Source organism: Konateibacter massiliensis, from assembly GCF_900184995.1.
Lineage (GTDB): Bacteria > Bacillota > Clostridia > Lachnospirales > Lachnospiraceae > Lachnotalea > Lachnotalea massiliensis.
Window position 1 is genome coordinate 258,149 of sequence record NZ_LT860098.1, and the last position, 21,426, is coordinate 279,574.

The 21,426-nt window shown below is 40.5% G+C and carries 17 protein-coding genes; 1 reads left to right on the forward strand and 16 read right to left on the reverse strand.

Annotated features, from left to right (window positions below; translation table 11 throughout):
- Positions 1 to 6 precede the first annotated feature (6 nt).
- The 4 genes from CTY48_RS02595 to CTY48_RS02610 all read right to left on the reverse strand — a co-directional run bounded on the left by CTY48_RS02595 (position 7) and on the right by CTY48_RS02610 (position 6,448).
- Positions 7 to 1,110 carry a Gfo/Idh/MocA family protein gene (locus tag CTY48_RS02595; RefSeq protein WP_099466958.1) on the reverse strand — a complete coding sequence of 368 codons (1,104 nt, stop codon included), beginning with the start codon at positions 1,108 to 1,110 and terminating at the stop codon, positions 7 to 9.
- Positions 1,111 to 1,283: 173 nt separating this feature from the next.
- A complete protein-coding gene (locus CTY48_RS02600) occupies positions 1,284 to 3,698 on the reverse strand; it encodes a GH39 family glycosyl hydrolase (RefSeq protein WP_099466959.1) in 2,415 nt (804 codons plus the stop codon).
- A gap of 27 nt (positions 3,699 to 3,725) precedes the next feature.
- Entirely contained in the window at positions 3,726 to 4,673 is a 948-nt protein-coding gene (locus tag CTY48_RS02605) for an ROK family glucokinase (RefSeq protein ID WP_099466960.1), read from the reverse strand.
- A gap of 395 nt (positions 4,674 to 5,068) precedes the next feature.
- Positions 5,069 to 6,448, reverse strand: a complete 1,380-nt coding sequence (locus CTY48_RS02610; protein WP_099466961.1) for an MATE family efflux transporter — start codon at positions 6,446 to 6,448, stop codon at positions 5,069 to 5,071.
- A gap of 307 nt (positions 6,449 to 6,755) precedes the next feature.
- On the opposite strand from CTY48_RS02610, the gene CTY48_RS02615 reads away from it, so the two are divergent.
- The gene (locus tag CTY48_RS02615; RefSeq protein WP_099466962.1) at positions 6,756 to 7,466 is read left to right on the forward strand and encodes a YetF domain-containing protein; all 711 of its coding nucleotides are present in this window, start codon (positions 6,756 to 6,758) and stop codon (positions 7,464 to 7,466) included.
- A gap of 71 nt (positions 7,467 to 7,537) precedes the next feature.
- Here CTY48_RS02615 and CTY48_RS02620 read toward each other — a convergent pair whose 3' ends face one another.
- The 12 genes from CTY48_RS02620 to CTY48_RS02675 all read right to left on the reverse strand — a co-directional run bounded on the left by CTY48_RS02620 (position 7,538) and on the right by CTY48_RS02675 (position 21,425).
- Positions 7,538 to 7,879 (reverse strand): cupin domain-containing protein, encoded by a 342-nt coding sequence (locus CTY48_RS02620; protein WP_099466963.1) that lies wholly within the window; start codon positions 7,877 to 7,879, stop codon positions 7,538 to 7,540.
- Positions 7,880 to 7,917: 38 nt separating this feature from the next.
- A complete protein-coding gene (locus CTY48_RS02625) occupies positions 7,918 to 8,652 on the reverse strand; it encodes a 4Fe-4S binding protein (RefSeq protein WP_099466964.1) in 735 nt (244 codons plus the stop codon).
- Positions 8,653 to 8,664: 12 nt separating this feature from the next.
- Entirely contained in the window at positions 8,665 to 10,302 is a 1,638-nt protein-coding gene (gene hcp / locus CTY48_RS02630; protein WP_099466965.1) for a hydroxylamine reductase, read from the reverse strand.
- 148 nt (positions 10,303 to 10,450) lie between these two features.
- Entirely contained in the window at positions 10,451 to 11,134 is a 684-nt protein-coding gene (locus CTY48_RS02635) for a Crp/Fnr family transcriptional regulator (protein WP_099466966.1), read from the reverse strand.
- Positions 11,135 to 11,144: 10 nt separating this feature from the next.
- The gene (locus CTY48_RS02640) at positions 11,145 to 12,305 is read right to left on the reverse strand and encodes a glycosyltransferase family protein (protein WP_099466967.1); all 1,161 of its coding nucleotides are present in this window, start codon (positions 12,303 to 12,305) and stop codon (positions 11,145 to 11,147) included.
- A 79-nt stretch (positions 12,306 to 12,384) separates the two neighbouring features.
- Positions 12,385 to 12,855, reverse strand: coding sequence for a signal peptidase II (locus tag CTY48_RS02645; protein WP_236354704.1), 471 nt, complete (start codon positions 12,853 to 12,855; stop codon positions 12,385 to 12,387).
- A gap of 327 nt (positions 12,856 to 13,182) precedes the next feature.
- Positions 13,183 to 14,613 carry an ATP-dependent Clp protease ATP-binding subunit ClpX gene (clpX, locus tag CTY48_RS02650; RefSeq protein WP_099466969.1) on the reverse strand — a complete coding sequence of 477 codons (1,431 nt, stop codon included), beginning with the start codon at positions 14,611 to 14,613 and terminating at the stop codon, positions 13,183 to 13,185.
- A gap of 446 nt (positions 14,614 to 15,059) precedes the next feature.
- Positions 15,060 to 15,866 (reverse strand): hypothetical protein, encoded by an 807-nt coding sequence (locus tag CTY48_RS02655; protein ID WP_099466970.1) that lies wholly within the window; start codon positions 15,864 to 15,866, stop codon positions 15,060 to 15,062.
- A gap of 342 nt (positions 15,867 to 16,208) precedes the next feature.
- A complete protein-coding gene (locus CTY48_RS02660) occupies positions 16,209 to 17,711 on the reverse strand; it encodes a S1C family serine protease (protein WP_099466971.1) in 1,503 nt (500 codons plus the stop codon).
- A 117-nt stretch (positions 17,712 to 17,828) separates the two neighbouring features.
- Positions 17,829 to 18,746, reverse strand: coding sequence for a glycosyltransferase (locus CTY48_RS02665; RefSeq protein WP_099466972.1), 918 nt, complete (start codon positions 18,744 to 18,746; stop codon positions 17,829 to 17,831).
- A 112-nt stretch (positions 18,747 to 18,858) separates the two neighbouring features.
- Positions 18,859 to 19,974 carry an LCP family protein gene (locus CTY48_RS02670; protein ID WP_099466973.1) on the reverse strand — a complete coding sequence of 372 codons (1,116 nt, stop codon included), beginning with the start codon at positions 19,972 to 19,974 and terminating at the stop codon, positions 18,859 to 18,861.
- 17 nt (positions 19,975 to 19,991) lie between these two features.
- Positions 19,992 to 21,425, reverse strand: a complete 1,434-nt coding sequence (locus CTY48_RS02675) for an undecaprenyl-phosphate glucose phosphotransferase (protein ID WP_099466974.1) — start codon at positions 21,423 to 21,425, stop codon at positions 19,992 to 19,994.
- Position 21,426: the final 1 nt, after the last annotated feature.

Sequence of the window (21,426 nt, forward strand, 5' to 3'; positions counted from 1 at the left end):
GACCTCCTAAAATTTAATTTCTTTTCCGCTCTGCGCTGACTGGTAAATTGCATCCAAAATCTTCGTTACAACAAATGCCTGCTCTGGTTTTACAACCGGATCTGTATCATTGATAATCGCATCAATCCACTGGGTACACTCTACATCCTCTTCCTTGTCAGACTTTCCTTCAAAAAAGGCAATTGTTCCGCCCGGTGAAAGGGTTTCCTCTGTCAGCTTGCCGTGCGTTGTCTTGTTAAAAATCAACTCGTGTCCTTCCTGACTCATGCCGCCGATCACTTCTGCACCTGCTTTTGTTCCGCAGAGGGTTGTACAAGCTTCTCTTGATTCCTTCATATTGATTGCCCATGAAGATTCCAAGAAAATAGTTGCTCCGTTTGCCATTTTAACAAAACCAAATGCTGAATCTTCCACTTCATATGTCTTAGGGTCCCATGCGCCGAACATATTTCCCTTTGTCGCTTCCTCTAGGTGTCCAAGCTTTTCAAATACAGAACCCATCACGGATACCGGCTCGTAATTATCCATCATCCACAATGTGATATCAAGTGCATGTGTTCCGATATCAATCAACGGTCCGCCGCCCTGCTTTGACTTATCCGGGAATACACCCCATGTCGGCACCGCTCTTCTTCTGATAGCGTGAGCCTTTGCAAAATAAATCTCTCCTAAATCACCAGCCTCACAAGCCTCATGCAGCGTTAAAATTTCGGGACGGAATCTGTTCTGGTAACCGATTGTAAACTTCTTTCCCGACTTCTTCCAAGCGTCCATCATTGCCTGTGCCGCCTCAGTGTTATGCGCCATCGGCTTTTCACACATAACATGCTTTCCTGCCTCAAATGCTGCAATTGTAATCGGACTGTGCGCAACGTTTGGTGTCAATACATGTACCAAATCAATTGACTCATCCTTCAATAATTCCTTGTAATCCTCATAAACCTTTGCATTTTCTGCACCATACTGCTCTGCTGCCTTTTTTGCTCTCTCTAAATCAATATCACAAAATGCTACCATCTCTACTCTGTCACTCTGTCTGGATAATGCCGGTAAATGCTTCTGATTTGCAATACCTCCACAGCCGATAATTCCCACTTTAATTTTACTCATCTAACCAACCTCCTGTTATTTCTTGTTTTGATAAGTCAATTATAGGGCCTTTTTTCTTATCCATCTGTCAATTATTTGTTCCAAAGTCGTTTTTCTTTTTATCCTCTTCCCATTGTTTTTTTCTAAAAAGAAAAGCAAGGGCAAAAATCACATATATATTTTTGCCCTTGTCGTTAATCATATAAATATTGTATTTTAATATACTGTATTTCCTGAGGTGCCAGCTTTGTCTCCAGGTTTAGGCGCCCGTCCTTCACCTTACACAGTTTCATAAAAATGCGTGGGGTGCAAATCCGATTCAAATACTCAATTTCGTTTTTCGTCAAATGCTCGCTGTACTCCATCTTCGCCCATTCATCCTGAACGCTGCCGTTTGACTGGTTGACACAGTAAATCGTCACCTGATAGTTTCCGTTTGCAATTCCTGCAATCTGATAATTCAGTTTCCGCTCCTTATTGTCCTCAAACACCTGATACTGCTTTGCAATGCTGATTTCATCCTCATTTTTCAGATAATACCGATAATTTAAATGTCGGTAATTATGGCAGGCAACCGCATAATTATTATGCCCCTTATCTGTAATAATCGTGTTTTCATCCACGCCAAGCACTCTTTTTCCCATATGATTCAAGAAATCAAATGCGTAGAAGGCAGGCTTTTTTATCCCATCCTTGCTGAGCAGACCACAGGCACCGTTTAACAGGATATGGCTGTCATAATACTCCGCAAAAATATCAGAGCCAATCCAATAGCCTAATATATGGACATTGTCGATGTTGTCTATGATGCTCTTCATCGCATATGCTCCTTTAAAGCAACTGTCGTTTAAGGAATTTCGGTTGGAAATGGTCGAGTTCCACTCAGACACATGAATTTCCACGTCACAAAGCTTCGTTCTTTCAATCAGTTCCCTTGCCATCGCAAGCTGATTTTTTACAAAATCGCGGTCCGTTGAAATTTTGGCATAAACACGTCCATCTTCTGTTCCGGTTAAGTAAGGGTAGCAGTAAAGTGAGATAAAGTCAGGTTTACATAACTTTCCTTCCCAGAATTCCAACAAATCGGATAAATTCTTTTTTCCAAACTGAATTCCGATTCCGGGTCCTCCAACCTTTATGTTAGGTGAAATTTTCTTAAATGCCCGATAGGTATATTCAAAAATCTCAAAGAAACGTGCCTGCTCGCTGTCAATCGCCCATCTCTCGTCGTTCCACTGCTCAAAATACCACTGCTCAATCTCCTCAATCCCATACCGATTGGCAATGTGGACGGCAAAGCTGTTTAAAAAACGCTCCAAGCTCTCATCATCATCAAACTTCGTCTCCGGCTGCTTGTTCACCATCGGATTTTCAATATTCCGGTATAATTTCTGCGGCTTATATCCAAGCTCAATATAAGGAAACAGCTCATTGTCAACCAAGAAATCCAATATTTTGTCAAGCTTGTCATAGTTGTAGCTTCCCTGCCTGCTGCCCTCATTTAGATAAAGCTCCTCACTGTATATATTCCAAAAACGAATATAGCGAAATCCTAGTTTTTCCTTTAAAATAAGCACATGATTTTGAATATCAGAGCGGAGCAAATCGCTTGCCTCTCCGATATTAATCATCTTATTCCACGGCTTGTTAAGCTCGCGCCCTTCCCGCGCATCCACAATAAGCTCAGACTCAACATAATCGGTAAGCTTAGGTGCACTGGCATAATTATTTTCCATAAAGGAATTCAGCTTCCTTACAACCCTCTCGTCCTTTTCCTTAGCTGTTTCCTGCTTTTCCTTTATTTTCTGCGGCTTCATTTTCTGTCGGTACTCGGACGGCGCCATCTCATGCACCTTTTTGAAGGCGGCATTGAAAGAGGCGGTATTAGCAAAACCATTCTCCATCGCGATGTACATAATGGTTTTGTCCGTGTAGAGCAAATCATCCATCGCATGAAACAGGCGAATGCTGTTTACATAATCAATGAAGTTCTGTCCGAATTTCTTTTTAATATATTTGGAGAGATACGGCACAGACAAATATATTTTCTCAGAAAGATCGTTTAAACTAATCTGCTGACTATAATTCGTGTGTATATAGTTATAAATCTCTGCGACGCGCTCCTCCTCGATATCTCTATCCTGCTCAAACCTACGGTCATCATGCTTAACTAAAAAATTGCTCACAATGATGTGCAAAAGCTGATAGTAGAGGCTCGACAGATAAATCTTTCCTTGGTCGCTCTCCTCAAAATACTGGTCAAAAATCTGGCGCATCATATCACGCAGGCTGTCATATGCCCTGTTTTTATCAATTATAGAATTGCACCAGAAAAAAATTTGGGAGGAATTAAGCAGTATACTAAGTCTTTGATAGCTGATATGAAAGCAGCCAAGCAGCACATCCCCGTTTGCCTGATAGGAATGTCTTTTGTTCGAATTGATAATAATAAGGTCATCCGCCTTCATCTCAAATACTTCTTTTTCCACCTGCAAGGCAATTTCGCCCTCCAAGACATAGAGCAGCTCAATATCATAGTGAAAATGACTTGCCTGCTGCTTCTCAATCTGAAAATCGTATTCCATCAATGCATTGCTATCCTTCTCCATCTGCTCCCTCCATAAATATGTTTCTATTTACACCCTATCTCCTAACAATAGCTGCACACTACCATACATTCCTGCATCATTTCCCAGCTGTGCGAAGGCAAACTCTGTATTTGCCGCCGCATGAAAGACATTCTTGCTATAATGCTTCTTTACTGCATCCAGTAAAATATCACCCGCCTTTGCCATACCGCCGCCAATCACAAATATTTCAGGATTCACAATACAGCCAATCTGGGCAAGCCCTCTTCCAAGATAGCTTGCTGTCTTGTCCGCAATCAAAAGTGCCAGCTTATCGCCCGCCTTCGCTACATTGAAAATAAGTTCTGCCGAGAGGTTCTCGTCATTTTTAAGGACCGTTTCCAGCCGGTTTGCGCTAAGCTCTTCTCTTGCCAGATGCACCACCCCCGTAGCGGAAGCATATTGCTCCAGACAGCCCTTGCTTTTGCAGCCACAGTACTCTGTCTCGTCCTGTCTCATATTGATGTGACCAATCTCACCTCCGGCTCCGTCTGCTCCGCCAAGGACCTTTCCCTCTATGATAATACCGCCGCCGACACCGGTTCCAAGCGTCACCATCACCAGATTCTGATAGCCTTTTCCGCCGCCCTGCCACATTTCTCCAAGTGCCGCCACATTCGCGTCATTTTGAACCTTTACCAAAAGTCCTGTCTTTTTTTCCAGCTCTTTTGCCACGTTGATGACATCCCAGCCTAGATTGACACATTTTACAACCGTTCCGTCCTTAAGCACCGGGCCTGGCACTCCGACACCAATTCCTGCCACATTTGTCTTGTCAATTTTTCTTCGCTCCATCTTAAAAGCGATGGTTTCTGCGATATCTTCGAGAATATAACTGCCGTCATTCTCTTTTCGCGTCGGGATTTCCCATTTATCCACAAGCTGTCCGGTTGTCTCAAACAGCCCGCATTTTATTGTTGTTCCTCCAATATCAATTCCAAATGCATATTGCTCCATAATTGTGTACCTGCTTTCCTTTTTCTTCTATTCTATCCGTTGGAAAGCAGTACAGCATTCTTATATTTGCAATCATTCTTATTATTTTTTGCTTTTTTTATTCTTGAATATTTTATTTTTTGCCGGCAGGACAAAAATTAACCGTTATTTTATATCATCGAAAATTTCTTTGAATTTTCGATGATATAAAATATATTATGCGCACCTCGCAAAGTAGAAGTTGTTGCTTCGCAACTTGCTCGGGCGCGAAGTATGAGCTACGCTCACACTTTTTATACTATATAAAGTTCTCCGAACTTTCTATGGTATAAAAACTATTTATCGCACCTCGCAAAGCAGAAGTTGTTGCTTCGCAACTTGCTCGGGCGCGAAGTATGAGCTACGCTCACACTTCTTTACTCTGTCACTATATTTTCCAGCCAAACACCCTTTTTAATCAGAATGTAACCAATGATACTCTTGATAAAGTCAAGCAACTGGCAAATCAGGTACACCGTAATAATCGGAAGTCCGGTAAATCTGCTTAACAAAAATGCTGCCGGAATACTGCATACCCACACAAATACACTGTCAAACAAGAAGGTGATAATTGTTTTACCGCCGGAACGAAGTGTAAAATAGCTTGCGTGGTTAAACGCGTTAATTGGCATACAAATCGCTGCCACAATAATAAAATGGCTTGCCAGATATTTTACCTCGTCGCTTGTGTTGTAGATAGCCGGAAACAGCGGTGCAATCAGTGCCATAAGAGCACCAATAAAAACGCAGCACACAACCGAGAAAAAGATTAGCTTGGTCGCGCTCTCTTTTGCTTCTTCCATTTTGTTCGCACCCAAAAGCTGTCCAATGATAACCGCCACAGAGCTTCCCAAAGCAATAAATACTACATTGAACATATTGGAAATTGTGGTGGAAATATTCATTCCCGCTACAACATCAAGTCCTCTTACTGAATAACATTGCATGATAAATGCCATTCCGCTCGCCCAAAGCGCTTCGTTAATCATAAGAGGGGAACCCTTGATGATAATCTGCTTCATTAGCTGCTTTGGTATTCGAAGTGTTTTATATGCACCAATGATAAACGGATTCTGCTCTGCATGACGGTGCACCCATACAACAATGATGATACACTCCAAAAACTTTGCTATGATCGTTGAGATTGCGGCTCCCTCTACTCCAAGCTTTGGCGCACCAAAGTTACCGAAGATAAGGATATAGTTTAACACCACGTTTGTCAAAACTGCCGTACTGCTGGCAATCATAGGCACTACAGTCTTTCCCATTTCCCTCAGCGTGTTTGAGTACGCCTGGGAAATTGCAAATGGAATCAGGCTCACAAGCATAATTCTTAGAAAGTCTTTTGCATAAAATAGGGTAGCTTCAATGTCTTCCGCTGAGCTTCCTTTATGTAAATAGGCAGAAATGAGCGTGTCCTGAAAGTGATATAGTACAAAAATTCCGACTCCACTCATGACAAGACAGAGGAGAATTTTAAAGCGGAAGGAGTCTCTCATTCCCTTTATATCACCTTTTCCATAAAACTGCGTTCCGAATATACTTGCACCTGATACGATACCGAATACGCATATGTTATATACGAAGATTAACTGATTTACAATGGCAACACCGGACATCTGCTCCGTTCCCACCTGCCCGACCATGATATTGTCCAACACACCAACAAAGTTAGTGATTCCGTTTTGTATCATGATTGGGATGGCTACCATCAATATCTTCTTATAAAAACTTCTGTCTCCAATGTACTTACTCATACTTCCTCCAGTGTCATTGCTCCCGCTTGATTTTTGTCGATAAGGATAATCAGAAGCTAAAAACGCTTCTGATTATGCTCCAAAACTTCGTTTTCTCGCTAACTTATCTAAAAAATCAAATACTCGCTTCGCTCGTGCTTGATTTTTTGTCGATAAGTTACATTATACAATTTTTTGGCGATTTAATAAAGTGGAATTGTAAAAATCTTTATATAGGTATATTTTCCATAACTAAATACATACTAATATAAGATTTACTGTTCAGCCTTTGGCTTTATAGTAACCATATAGGAGAAAGGAAAATATCATGCAAGAAATACCACAAGCGGTTTTAACCTCACTTGTTTCCATTATAACTCTCTTTATTTTGACAAAGCTCATGGGAAACCGGGAAATGTCACAGCTTAGTATGTTTGACTACATCAACGGCATCACCATTGGCTCCATTGCCGCGGAACTGGCGACCTCCGAATTTACTGACTCGATTAAGCCTTTTACCGCAATGCTTGTCTATGCAGGCGTCATTATTTTTCTTGCTCTGATTAGTGAAAAATCTATTGTGCTGCGAAGAGCTTTAAACGGAAGAGCTTCCATTCTATATCATAACGGTGAATTGTATTCTAAAAATTTAAAAAAAGCCAAGATGGATGTAAACGAGCTTATGTCGCAGTGCAGGATTAACGGATATTTCGATATATCAAAAACTCAAACCGTTTTATTGGAGCCAAATGGCAAGCTGAGTATTCTGCCTTTATCCGATGAGCGTCCGGTAATCGGAAAGGACTTAGGCGTTAAGCCGCCGCAGGATACGCTCGTTGCCAATGTCATTATTGATGGGAAAATTATGGAGGAAAATCTAAGACATACTGGAAAAAATGAAAAATGGCTAAATGAACAGTTAAAAGCAAAAAATGTAAAGAGCATCTCGGACGTGTTCCTTGCCACCTGTGATTTAAATAATCAGTTACAGGTATTTAAAAAACATCCAAAGGAAATGAAGTTGGATGTATTTGATTAAGTAGATTTCTCAAAAAGCAAAGTACCGCAAGAAATCTTACGGCACTTTGCTTTTTATCTATATTCTAATTTCTAAAACACAACAACAAGCAACATCTTAAACTTCTCTTTACCGAAAACAGCATGAGGATGGTTTGCCGGCATTACAATGGACTGACCTTCTGCCAGAACATACTTCACATCGTCAATCGTAATTTCGCCTTCTCCGTCCAAGCAGGTAACAAAAGCATCTCCCTTTGATTCGTGCGTGCTGATTTCCTCGTTCTTATCAAAGGCGAATAATGTGATGCTTATTGCACTGTTTTGAACAAAGGTCTTGCTTACTACTTGATTATCTAAATATCCAACCTGTTCCTTTAAATCCACAACCTCGGATTTCACAATATTTTTTATAATAATATTTTCAAGTCCCATCGTGCCTGCTCCTCTCTTCTTGTTTTGGCAAAGTGCTGCTAGTCTTCTAGGATTTCTCCGTCGCAGGAAATAGTGACTACCTGCCAAGGTATCATTTTGCCGCTGTTTTTCAGTGCCTGTATTGCAGCATATTCCAAACCGCCGCAGCATGGCACCTCCATGCGGACTATTTTTACACTCTTAATGTTATTATTTTCAATGATAGCAGTTAATTTTTCGGAATAATCTCCCTCATCAAGCTTTGGACAGCCAACCACTGTCACATGATTCCGGATAAAGTCCTGATGAAAATTAGCATAGGCGTAAGCGGTACAGTCTGCTGCAATCAAAAGGTTTGCGTTCTGGAAATACGGTGCATTCACCGGAACGAGCTTGATTTGAACCGGCCACTGCATAAGCTGGCTCTTTGGTGCTTTTGCCTGTTGATACACAGGTTCTTCACTCTGTCTTTCGCTTCTCTCATGCACAATCGCTCTTGCAGCGCTTCCCGGACAGCCGCCCATTTGCGGTGCCGCAGCATGATTTTGCTGCGCCTGTTTTCTCTGGTTCTCTTCTACCGCCTTCTCATCGTACTCCAACGCTTCCCTTTCCTCGAAGGAAATTGCATTGGTCGGGCATACCGGAAGACAGTTTCCAAGTCCGTCACAGTAGTCGTCGCGCATGAGCTTTGCCTTTCCGTCAATCATGAAAATGGCACCTTCATGGCAGGCAGCGGCACAAGCGCCGCAGCCATTACACTTTTCTTCATCTATTTTAATTATCTGTCTTATCATTTATTTTTTCTCCTATTCGAAAAAGATCTTCATATCGTTTTCAACATCGGTGATTCCTGCTATTCCAAAGTTCTCCACTAATACGTTTACAACGTTTGGTGATAAGAAAGCCGGAAGTGTAGGTCCTAAGTGGATATTCTTTACACCTAAGTAAAGGAGTGAGAGTAATACGATAACTGCCTTCTGCTCATACCATGCAATGTTGTAAGCGATTGGCAAATCATTTACGCTTTCCAATCCAAATACTTCCTGCAATTTTAATGCAATGAGAACCAAGGAGTAGGAGTCGTTACACTGTCCTGCATCCAATACTCTAGGAATTCCACCGATATCTCCTAATTCAAGCTTATTGTATTTGTATTTTGCACAACCTGCTGTTAAAATAACTGCGTCCTGTGGAAGTGCCTTTGCAAAATCTGTGTAGTAGTTTCTAGATTTTGCTCTTCCGTCACAACCTGCCATAACAACAAATTTCTTGATTGCTCCGGTCTTTACTGCGTCAACAACCTTATCTGCAAGTGCAAATACCTGATTGTGTGCGAAACCTCCGACAATGTTTCCTGTCTCGATCTCTGTAGGTGCCTGACAAGTCTTTGCCAATGCGATAATTTCTGAGAAATCCTTCTCTTGGCCTTCTTCTCCTGCGATGTGCTTACAGCCTTCCATTCCTGCGCTTCCTGTTGTAAATAAACGATCCTTGTAAGAAGCCTTTGGAGGTACGATACAGTTTGTTGTCATCAGGATTGGTCCGTTAAATGTCTCGAACTCTTCCTTCTGCTTCCACCATGCATTACCGTAGTTACCTACAAAGTGGTCATATTTCTTAAATGCTGGATAGTAATGAGCCGGAAGCATCTCAGAGTGTGTATATACATCTACTCCTGTTCCCTTTGTCTGCTCAAGCAGCATTTCCATATCACGAAGGTCATGTCCTGAAATAAGAATACCAGGGTTCTTTCCAACGCCGATGTTTACGCTTGTAATTTCAGGATTTCCGTAGCTTGATGTATTAGCTTCGTCTAACAATGCCATTCCGTCAACACCGTATTTTCCTGTCTCAAGTGTTAAAGCAATGAGGTCATTTACACTTAATGAATCGTCTAACAGCTTCATCAAAGTTTCCTGAACAAAAATATCAACTGCTTCATTTTCTTTCTTAAGTGCATTTGCATGCTTCATGTATGCAGATAATCCCTTTAATCCATAAGTAATCAGCTCACGAAGACTTCTTACGTCTTCATTCTCGGTTGCAAGAACGCCAACCTTTGCTGCCTTTTCCATCATTGCATCAACAGAGTAATCTTCCCATGTTGCTGCATCGGATAAGCTGCTCTTGTCAGATAATTTCTGTAACAGCTCTTTCTTTGTATCTAATGTATTTTTAACACGTTCTACAAAAACAGCCTCGTCAAAGTTTGCATTTGTGATCGTAGTGAATAAATTCCAAGTGATTAAGTGATTTACGCTCTGGTCAATTGCAACATTCTCTTTTCTTAACTTTGTTACTACCTCTGCTAACCCCTTGCTGACATATACTAACAAGTCTTGCATTCCTGCCACTGCTGGGGTCTTTCCACAGACACCCATCTGTGTACAGCCTGTACAGCCTGCTGTTTCCTGACACTGATAACAAAACATCTTATTCTCCATATGATTCTCCTATCTCTTTTCATTTGTTGAGCGCGGACTGTCCCCGCTCAAAGTTACTTGTTGATAGCATCATAACATGTTATGTTTTTCAATTCTGTCACATATGTTACATTTTTAAAAATATAAAAAAAGAATGTAGCTTTCTTTGTTATAAATACTCCTCCATCACCTCCTGCTGCAAAATAACAATTTCCTTGCCGCTGACTGTAATAAGCCCTTCCTCCTGCATAGCGCTCAACTCTCTGGAAAGGGACTGCCTTGCTACATTTAAGTAATCCGCCATCGCCTCCCTTGTCATTTGAAGCTTCACAACATTGCTTCCTCTCTGCTGGTTCAAAATAAACCGCACCAGACATTGTCTTAGGTTTCCGCTGCTTAATACCTGTAATTTCATATTCATAAAATATGCCTTTTGCGCAAAAAGCGTCAAAATATTTTGAAATACGATGACATGGGAGGGCTCTAGTTTTCCCTCTTTCATCGCAAACAGGTCCGAATCAAATTCCAAAATCTGTGCCTTTTCCTGCACGCTTGCATATATATTGTACTGTTCCATCTGCATATAAAGATAAATTTCTCCGAACATATCGCCTGGTCTCGTAATCTCCGTGATGAGAATTTTCCGCCCTGACATGGTGTCCTTGCAGATAGACACTTTACCGCTCATCAAAAGGTACAGCTTGGTCGGCTTGTCATCTTCCTGAAAAATAACACTTCCTTTTTGATATTCTTTTTGAACAATACTGCTTGTTTGAACAAAATCTACAATTTGTTCTTCACTCATATTTCTGCATAGCACACTGCTTCGAAGTGCTGAAATTATTTCTTTCATGAATGCCCCCTTATTTTATTTTTTCGATATTCTCCTCTATCCTGTTTTTCCACATATGTTTCTCATTTACCGCCTGATATCCACATTCAGCAATCGCTTTTGCCCTTTTTGTGTCCACAAGCAGCTCCTTTATTTTTGCCGGAAGCGCCTCTAGCTCCGTTAAAGAGTAAAGAATCAGTTCTTTCTCATCTATAAAATTTTCTTCTATATATACACTCGTATCCGTAACACACACCGACTTGTTTATCATTGCGGAAAGCACTCGGTCATGTATCCCGTCCCGAAACCACGGCATGATGTTTAATACGATTTTAGAGTCTGCAATAACCTCCAAGGAAACAGGAAAGCTTACATGGCCCTTGATTTTTAGATGCTCTTTTTTCCTACAGTCAAATTTTTCCCAATCATAGCCATACACCGTCACATCAATGTCATGGTCCAAAAGTGTCTGTATCAGTTGCTCCCTGTAATTCACCCTTAAATATGTATCAGCCAGATAGCAGCTATTTAAATAGTCCGCAAACTCTGCATCCTGCAATATAACACTCTTGCGTTTCAATACTTTTTGCAGCGCCTCCTCCGGTGTTTGGCTGACATCTGCCTTTAATTCCTGTATGAGCAGAAGTATTTCCTCTTTCAGCCTTGCCTTCTCAATCTTCTCCATGATTTCTTCCGTGCTGATATAGGTACCGGAAAATAACACCTCATTTTTTCGCTCTTCATAAGGTATCACATTTAGCGCCTGCATCGCGCCAAGCGGCATAAAAACTACATTCTGTATATTCGGATAATACTTTTCTAAATAACTCGCGTGACTTCTGTCAATGCATATAATATTGGAGCGTTTTATGCCAAGCCGGATAACGGGATGATGATAGAGTGGGTGGTCCACAATGTAATTGTAAAAAGGGGCATCTATCATATCCAGATAGAACTGTCCGTTGTCCATCTCAGCTCTCTGCAAGCCGGAATTAAAGTCGATTACCGCCCGAAATTTTTTGCCCACGTACTGCATCATTCTTTCTTCCGCATCATCCTCTTCTTTATCGACCTCACAGAGCTCGACCTGATATCCAAGCCGTTCCAGCTCTTTTTCCATCTCCGCTATAAAAAGATAATTGGACTCATAGCATAAAACCCTAGATACAAAAAATAAAATATTCTTTTCCATCGCTGCCTCCTGATTAGGTCTTACAGTTCAGCCATACGGCTTCACTGCATTGCAGGCTGAGCTGTAACCATTAAGCTCTTTACCTGTCCTTTTCTTCATCTGCAAACATTGCGTACAGTGCGCCAACCGCAGTTCCCACAAAAATAAACATATCCGATATATTAAATACAATATCCTGAAGTTTCTTAAACTTCGTATTAAAGCTAAAATAATCTACCACGTATTTTCTGACAATTCTGTCATATACATTGCTGCACGCGCCTCCTATAATCATGCTTAACGCAAGCTTTAGAACATGCAGCCCCTTTTTTCCTGACAACCACAGCTGTGCCATCACAGCTGAAACGGTCAGTGCCGCAGAAAACCCTGCTACAAACTGCTGGTTGGAATCCATCGTGTTTAAGGCTCCGCCACGGTTGTAAATTTTGCGGATAATAAGCCTATCCTTCCATTTTTTCTCCGGTTTATTGTATTCTAAGTTTGTTTCAACCTTCTTTTTTACCACAAAATCCAGTGCAAATATTCCTGCCGAAATTAGAAAATATACCACAGTAATCCTCCTTGTGCTTGGTTTCCTCGTTAACATATCGGGTAAAACCAAATACTCGCTTTGCTCGTGCTTGGTTTTCTTCCGATATGTTACATTATACCATTAAATGTGTGAATGCAAAACCTTAAAACGACTTGAATATAAAAGCAAAAAGGAAGCAAACGCTTCCTTAAATATCTATCTCTATTCAGTTTTAGACTTCATTGTAACGTTTTATATATAGAGATAATGCTACAAAGTATTCCTTGCTTGAAAAAATCCGAATATGTGACATTTGCTTATAGAAAGCGTCTCAGAATACTGCAAGCTGAACGGTAACAAATACTCTTACCCTTCGAGCTTCATCACCCCGCGCATATCAATGACAGGTCCTCCTGTATTCTCAATATATTCTCTCGTAATGGTCACTCTTCCGATGTTGTCATCCTTCGGAATCTCATACATAATATCCAGCATGAATTCCTCTATAATAGCACGCAGCGCTCTCGCACCGGTCTTTTTCTCCAGCGCTTTTTCCGCTATTGCCTCAAGTGCCTTATCATCAAAGTTAAGCTGAACCTCATCCAATTCCAGAAGCTTTTGGTACTGCTTTAAAATAGCGTTTTTCGGCTCCTTTAGAATCTTGATAAGCATGTCTTTGCTCAGACTTTCTAAGGTATATATAATCGGCAATCTTCCAATAAACTCCGGAATCATACCAAAGTTTTTGATATCCTCAATTGTCACCTTGCTGATAAGGTTCGGCTCGTTGTCATACTTGTCCTTTAAATCAGCTTTAAAACCTATTGCAGACTGTTTGTTCAATCTCTCCTTGATAATCTCTTCCAAGTCTGGGAAAGCACCACCGCAGATAAACAAAATATTTTTTGTATTTACCGTTGTCAAAGGAACCATCGCATTTTTGCTGTTTGCTCCTACCGGAACCTCTATCTCGGCTCCCTCTAAAAGCTTTAGCATTCCCTGCTGCACGGATTCTCCGCTTACGTCTCTTTGGTTGGTATTCTTCTTCTTGGCAATCTTATCAATCTCATCAATAAAAATGATGCCACGCTCTGCCTTTTCCACATCATTGTCCGCAGCCGCCAAAAGCTTGGAAACCACGCTCTCAATGTCATCACCAATATAGCCTGCCTCGGTCAGTGAGGTTGCATCTGCTATGGCAAGCGGAACGTCAAGTATTCTTGCAAGCGTTTTAACCAGATAGGTCTTTCCGCTTCCTGTCGGTCCAATCATAAGCATATTGGATTTCTCTATCTCAATCTCGTCCATCGTGTTTGTCGCAACTCTCTTGTAGTGGTTGTAAACCGCTACAGATATCACCTTTTTGGCATGTTCCTGTCCCACTATGTATTCGTCAAGGCTCGCCTTGATTTTATGCGGCGCTGGCATATTTTTAATATCCAATGCAGGCTCTTTTTTCTCTTCCGTTTTTTTCTTCTTTAATTTCTGCTTCTTCGGCACAGTGTTTTGTAAATCTGCAAGGTTAATCATATTGATATTCGGCATATTTGTCATTCCGGCTATATCATCATACGGAAAACCGCCCTTGCTCATTGTATCGAAGGTCTTTTGCATACATTCAGAACAAATATGTATGTTATTTGGAAGCGAAATCATTTTACCCGCTTTGCTCTCCGGTCTGCGGCACAAATAACATATCTCCTCATACTCATCCTCGTCGCTGTCGTCATTCTCACTACCTTTTGCTTCCTCTACTGCTTCTATCTCAAAATCGTCGTCCTTATTCATTTCTGACATAATCTATAATCCTTTCTGTTGCTACCAAATTGAATCCGACTCGAAAACTTCGTTTTCTCGTTAACTTATCGGGTAAAACCAAATACTCACTCCGTTCGTGCTTGGTTTTCTTCCGACTCGAAAACTTCGTTTTCTCGTTAACTTATCGGGTAAAACCAAATACTCACTCCGTTCGTGCTTGGTTTTCTTCCGATAAGTTACATTATAGCGTAGATATTCTTGGGGTACAAGTAGAGAATTATGAAAAAATGGTGAATATATGTGTAAATGCGGGCAAGCTTGCATTAGCGCCCTAAATCCCTCGCTCATAAGGGACTTGACTGCTTTTTGTGCCGGATGCAGCCACGCAGTAATATTTTCCATTTGTATTTGTGCGCATAATAATTATGTCATAGGAAATTCGAAGGAATTTCCTATGACATAATTCAAAAATGTGCAACACAATATCATCCCATAATAGAAATACAGAATTCTTGAAATTTGGCATTGTTGGCAACTGTAAAATGTTCTTTTATGAATAGCTCAAGTTCCTTTAGTTGTTCGTCTCTCGGCGCAGACTTTTTAATGCCGCTGTCAAGCCATTCTTCCCCATAGCTAATCAGCAGCTTTCCTCCATCCTCTTGCTCTCCCTCTTCACAGTAAAGTACTTTCATATCTTTTGTGGGAATAAAGTCTTTGTTTCCTTTGATCTCATTTCCTACTTTACCATCGTGCTTCCAAAGCCATACATGGTTAAACTCATAGTCGTAGACATAGCGTTTCCGCTTATCAACGGATTCTGTCTCAAAACTCATAATCCCTTCTTCAGCAGCAATCTCCTTAGCAATATGGCTAAGCTTTCCTCTTAAGTCCTCACATTTATAATAATAATCGGCACTGTAATATATAACGGGAGTCTCGCTGTCTTCGTTAAAATAGCTAATCCCAATTTCTTTTCCTTCTTTATCATTGACATCAACTGCAACTAATACCGCCTTGTGGCGATAGCTGCGATAAATATCCTTTAGCAACTTACGTTTATATGCTTCATTTTTTTCTGTCGTTATGCCTGTGTTGATACAATAGTTTTTAATTGACTGGTAATACTTTTTTAATCTGTCTTTTACATCACTTGATGTAGCCTTCTCTTGAAAATAATCTTCTAAATTCACTGTAATTTTTGCATATAATACATTCATTTGCTCTAAAACATTATCTGTGTACTCAATCGTTTCTTCTTTTCTGCAGCTATTGTCTTCTCTCAAATTGTCCATCTTATGTCCTCCTAGTAAAATGCATTACACGAATACCGAAAAGATTCTGTCAAAATACGCTTCTGGCGACGATATCGTCCCTTTATAATATCGCCGCCAGACAGTAATTCATTACCCTTCTGTATACACAGCTTTCGTTGTGTATTATTTCATTTTTTTAATTAAATAATCCCTTATTGCTATTTTTCCCCTATAAGCACAATATAAAATTAACATATTTTAGAAATTTTTAATAGATAAAAAGCATAAATAGACAACCTGAGAGCGTGAATGGACAAAAAACTGCATTTTGCTCGAGCAAGCTCAAACAAAATGCAGTTTTTATATTATTATAAAACGAATTTACTGTACCTTACGTCCTAATGTTACGCTTAGCTCTTTCTCCTGATATTCACCATTTTGTGCAGTCTGCACTGTAATTGTTACCGTGGTTCCTGCTGCATAATACTGAAGGGTGTCTTGCAAGCTTTCCATGGAGGATACGCTGCTTCCATCAAACTTCGTGATAATATCACCTTTCTGGATACCTGCTGCCTCAGCGGCTCCACCTTCTACTACCTGCGCTACATATACACCAGTTGGCATATTATAGGTGCTTGCTGCTTCCTCTGATACGTCTACACCTGCAATTCCAAGGTATCCGGTATCTGCTGTATCTACTTTATCTCTTGTCTCCTTTGTAACCAACTCATTGATAATCGGGATTGCTGTGGAAATCGGAATTGCATATCCCATACCCTCTACCTCTGTGGAGGAATATTTTACCGAATTAATACCAATTACCTGTCCTGACATATTAAGTAAAGCGCCGCCACTGTTTCCTGGATTGATTGCTGCATCTGTCTGAATCAGACTGTTTGTTACATTGTCAACGGTTACTTCTCTGTCTACGGCACTGATAACACCTGTTGTTACAGACTGTCCATAGCCCAATGCATTTCCGATTGCAATTGCTGCTTCTCCAACCTTTAACTGGCTCGAATCACCAAGTTCTGCTATTTTAACAGATTCTAATGTACTGCTCTCAATGTTTTCCAATGGTACTGCAATTACAGCTAAATCGCTGTCAGCATCCGTACCCTTTATTTTCGCATCTACGATACTTCCATCGGCAAAGCCTACCGATAAAGTAGTCGCATCGGCAACAACGTGATTATTTGTTACAATTAAAAGCTCTGTATCGTTCTGAGCGATAATAATACCGGAACCGCTTGATTCCTGCTCTTGCTCGTACACATTTCCGCCCTGGCTGCCATAGCCTCCAAAATAGCTTGGAACTTCAATCTGCGTTGTTGACATATTGGTAATGGATACTACACTTGGCATAACTGTTTCCACAACACTTGAGACATCCGTTACAGTCGTCGCCAACTGTGTTGTCTCTGTTGACGCAATTGTTGTCTCATTTCCGACCGTGCTTTGTACCTCTTCACCATTCGTGCTGTCACCCTCCGTTTGCTGCAAACTAACCGATGCAACCTCTGTCTGGTTTAAACTGCTTGTAAGGTATCTTACCCCTTCAAAGGAAGCTCCTGCAAGTCCTCCTCCTACTATCGCAAGTGAGGCAACAACTGCAAGCTTTTTGCCAAAGCCGCTTTTGTTTTTCTTTGGCTTCTTGCCATCTCCTGACGGCTGACTGGAATATAAGTTGTCATAAGATGATCTATAGTAGGAGCGGCTGTATCCGTTATCGCTCTCGCTTGTCGCACTGCTCTCCTTCGTTGCCTCATCAGATGAGCTGCTGTCGTCATCATCGTAATAATTAAATACTTTTCGATTGCTCTGGCTCTCGTTCTTGTTTAGCTCTTCATTACCGATCTTGTTTTCATTGTTATCTTCAAACATACTGATTTCTCCTTTTATATTTTTTTATTTAAACACTTTGCTTGCTTATGTTTTATTTTCTTTAGTGTAGCAATCATTTGTGATTAAATTGTGACAAAATTTAAAAGAAAATTTGTCTTAATTCCAATATTCCAGATTCATTGTCAATCGGTAAATTAACCACTGCGGAAGGCTCGCATAATGCTTTCCAAGCCAATAGCCAATATATTTGAAGCCGCTCTTAAAAAATAAATCAAATATAAGGAAAGGCTTTTTGATTTTAAAACAGTGCTTTGCTGTCTGCATAACAAGTTTGATGCCCTCTCCTTCTGATTTTAATCCATAAAATGCATCCGCATTGTCCTGCTGTGACACACCAAGATCAAAATTTCGCTTTAGCTGCTGTTTGTTTGTATAATTGTGAGAATGAACCACTCTCGCCTCGGCGCAGTAAGCAATCTTCTTTCCCGAACGTATAATTTTGGAAGCAAAAATCATATCCTCGTTAAAGATGGTATGCCGGATAAAGCCTCCAAGGCTTGTATACAGCTCTTTTTCATATGCCGCACATACATTGGAGCAAAAATATGTTTTAATCCCCAGCCGATCAATGTCCGCCAGCGATTTTACGCTGCTTTTCTCAGGATAATTAAAGCTTCTTGTAAAGCGCTCAATTTCGTTGCAATCGTCTGCGGGAAGCTGTCTGGCATAGGCGGCTCCTATATCGCTGTCATCAAAACATTCCGTGAGCTTTTCAATGACAAACTCATCCTCCGGCATCGCATCCTGCGTCATAAATACAACGATATCCGCATCGGATTTTCTTGCCGCCATATCCCTTGTTCCGCCATGATCAAATTTTTGCTGACTGATATGTTCCACTAAAACATTAGGATAGTCTTTCACATACTCCGGTCTGAAAAATTTCTCTTCCGTGTTGACAATATAAATAGAGCGGACGGGGTAGGTCTGCCGGCTTAATCTTTTCATCAGTCTGTCGAATGTCTCGTCAGGCTTATAAGTTGGAATTATCACATCTACTATCTTTCTATTCATAAAGGCTCCTATTATTCATTTTCTTCCTTTGTATTTTAACCCACATCATGGAAAAAGTAAACGCATTCCATTTATGGAAATAACGTTTACTTTTTTCACGTGTATTATTCTTTTACTTAGAAATTCCTGTATCTTCAACAACCCTCTTACTAATTGCCTGTACGGTAGAAGAAGGTGCATAGCTCTCATCTCCAAAAAGGAATGTGTGAAGCTGTGAAACATTTGTTTCGAGCGTGATTGGCACTACAACATCACCGATTGATTTTTTCCAGTTCTTTGTCGTCTTGTCAAATGGGAAACCTGTCTGGTCTGCAAGATTGTATTTTGCTGCACTTGCTGCAAATCCAGCCAATTCTGTTGTGGTTAAATTTGTTGAGATATTAGGAAGTACCTTATCTACAATATTATTCAAGGTTACCAAGTCAACTTTTTTTGCCTTTTCTGCGATTTTCTCAATAATTAAACGCTGTCTCTCCGTTCTCTTATAATCACCGCCGTCTGTATAACGGATTCTTGCATAGGATACCGCTTGGACACCGTCAAGTGTCTGAAGCCCTGTCTTGGTCAGCTTTGTTGTTGTAACTCCTGTAACTGCCGAAGTTTCAACTGTATAGTTGTTCAAATGATCAATCTCATCTTCCTGCACATCAATTTCAATGCCGCCGAGCAGATCAACAACTGTAACAACTGCATTAAAGTCAACTGCTACATATTTTGTGATATTTAAATCCAGATTCATGTTGAGCATTTTGATTGCCTGCTCAGGACCGCCATAAAAATATGCCTCATTTGCCTTTCGATATGAATCGTCAGAAAGATTTAAATAGGTATCACGATAAACGGAAGCCAGCTTAACATCACCTGTTTTATTGTTAATGCTTGCAATAATCATGGTATCAGAACGGTTTCCCTTTCCGAAAGCACCGTTTTCTCTGGAATCCAATCCAAACAACGCGATATTCGTGTATCCTTCCGAAACTCCCTCAATATTCTCAATACCCTCATTTACAGTCAGATTTTCTTCATTGACATCAACGGACTTATCCAACTTGTCAAACTTGCCCATTACATACACTGCGACAATCAGCACTAAAAGCACAATCGCTTCTATTGCAAAAAGAACCCTTCTTTTCTTTTTCTTTGCCGCCGCTGCCTTCTTACTGATTTTCTTTCCGGTCGAAGCCTTATTCACCGTCTTGCCGGAAGTTTTTCCAGTATTTTTCGTCATTTTATCCCATACCTTTCTTAATATGCATTTTTATTGATGAACCCTTTAAATATCGTCAAAAACAATATTTTAAAATCAAAACCAAGGGTCCAATTTTCTATATAATAAAGGTCATATTCAATTCTCTTACGGATTGAAGTATTTCCTCTATATCCATTTATCTGTGCCCAGCCGGTGATTCCCGGTCTGACCTGATGCTTTACCATATATCTCGGAATTTCTTCCCTGAATTTTTCCACGAAGAACGGACGCTCCGGTCTCGGTCCTACCAAGCTCATATCCCCGAACAGTACGTTGAAAAATTGCGGAAATTCATCAATGCTTGTCTTTCTGATAAATTTACCTACCTTCGTCACTCTCGGGTCGTTTGGTACGGTAAACTTTGTTTTTTCTTCGCTTGGAGCCTGAACCTCCATAGAGCGGAACTTGTACATTTTAAATGGCTTGTTATGAAGCCCCACACGCTCCTGACTGTAGATAAGCGGTCCCGGTGACGTCATTTTTACCAATATTGCTATAAGAAGCATAATCGGTGAAGTTACCACAATCAAAAATAGGGAACCGGCTAAATCAATGATTCTCTTTACAATCATGTTGAAGGTATTGGTAAGCGGAACATGCCTGATATTAATAACCGGCAGCCCCAGCAAATCCTCCGTATATGGACGATTTGGTATTACCTGATTGTAATCCGGAATAAATTTCGTATGAACACCCGATTTCTCACATTGATTTACAATTTGCTCCAATTTGGCATATTCTAACAGGCTTAAAGTAATGGCAATTTCATCCAGCTTATTTTCCGGCAGGATAATACCCAAATCCTCAATACAGCCGATTACCTTTACTCCTTTGTACTGGTTTCCGCGTTCTGCCGTATCATCTAAAATACCACGTATCACATAACCCCACTGCGGATTTGCATTTACTCTGTCTATATATTCCTCCGCAGCACGGCTGTAGCCGACTAAAAGAACATGACGCAGATTAAAGCCCTTTGTTCTGATGTTTCGCAGAAGGTATCTGACTGCATTTCGAAATACAGTTTCCGCTATAATATTAAACCCGCAAAAGATAAAAATCAAACCACGCGAGAAATCTTCTTCACGGATATAATATAGTATAACCATAAATCCGACAAGTCCCGCAAGATTCGCCTTTATTATATTGTAAAATTCTGTTTTTCTTCGCTGCATCCGCTTTGAAGTGTATAAATTGAATATAAAATACAGTATAATATAGCACGGCACCACAAAAACCATAGCAGAGAAATAAATCTCCGATGCCGGCACCGTATATCTGAAGAACCTATTTAGTATCGGGAATATCTCAGCAAGCACCGGTATAATTTTAAAACGAAAATACCATGAAAATGCATAGCTTCCCGCAACAATAAATGCATCCAGCAACACATGCAGTCTGTTAAAATATTTCTGATTATCTTTTATCAAC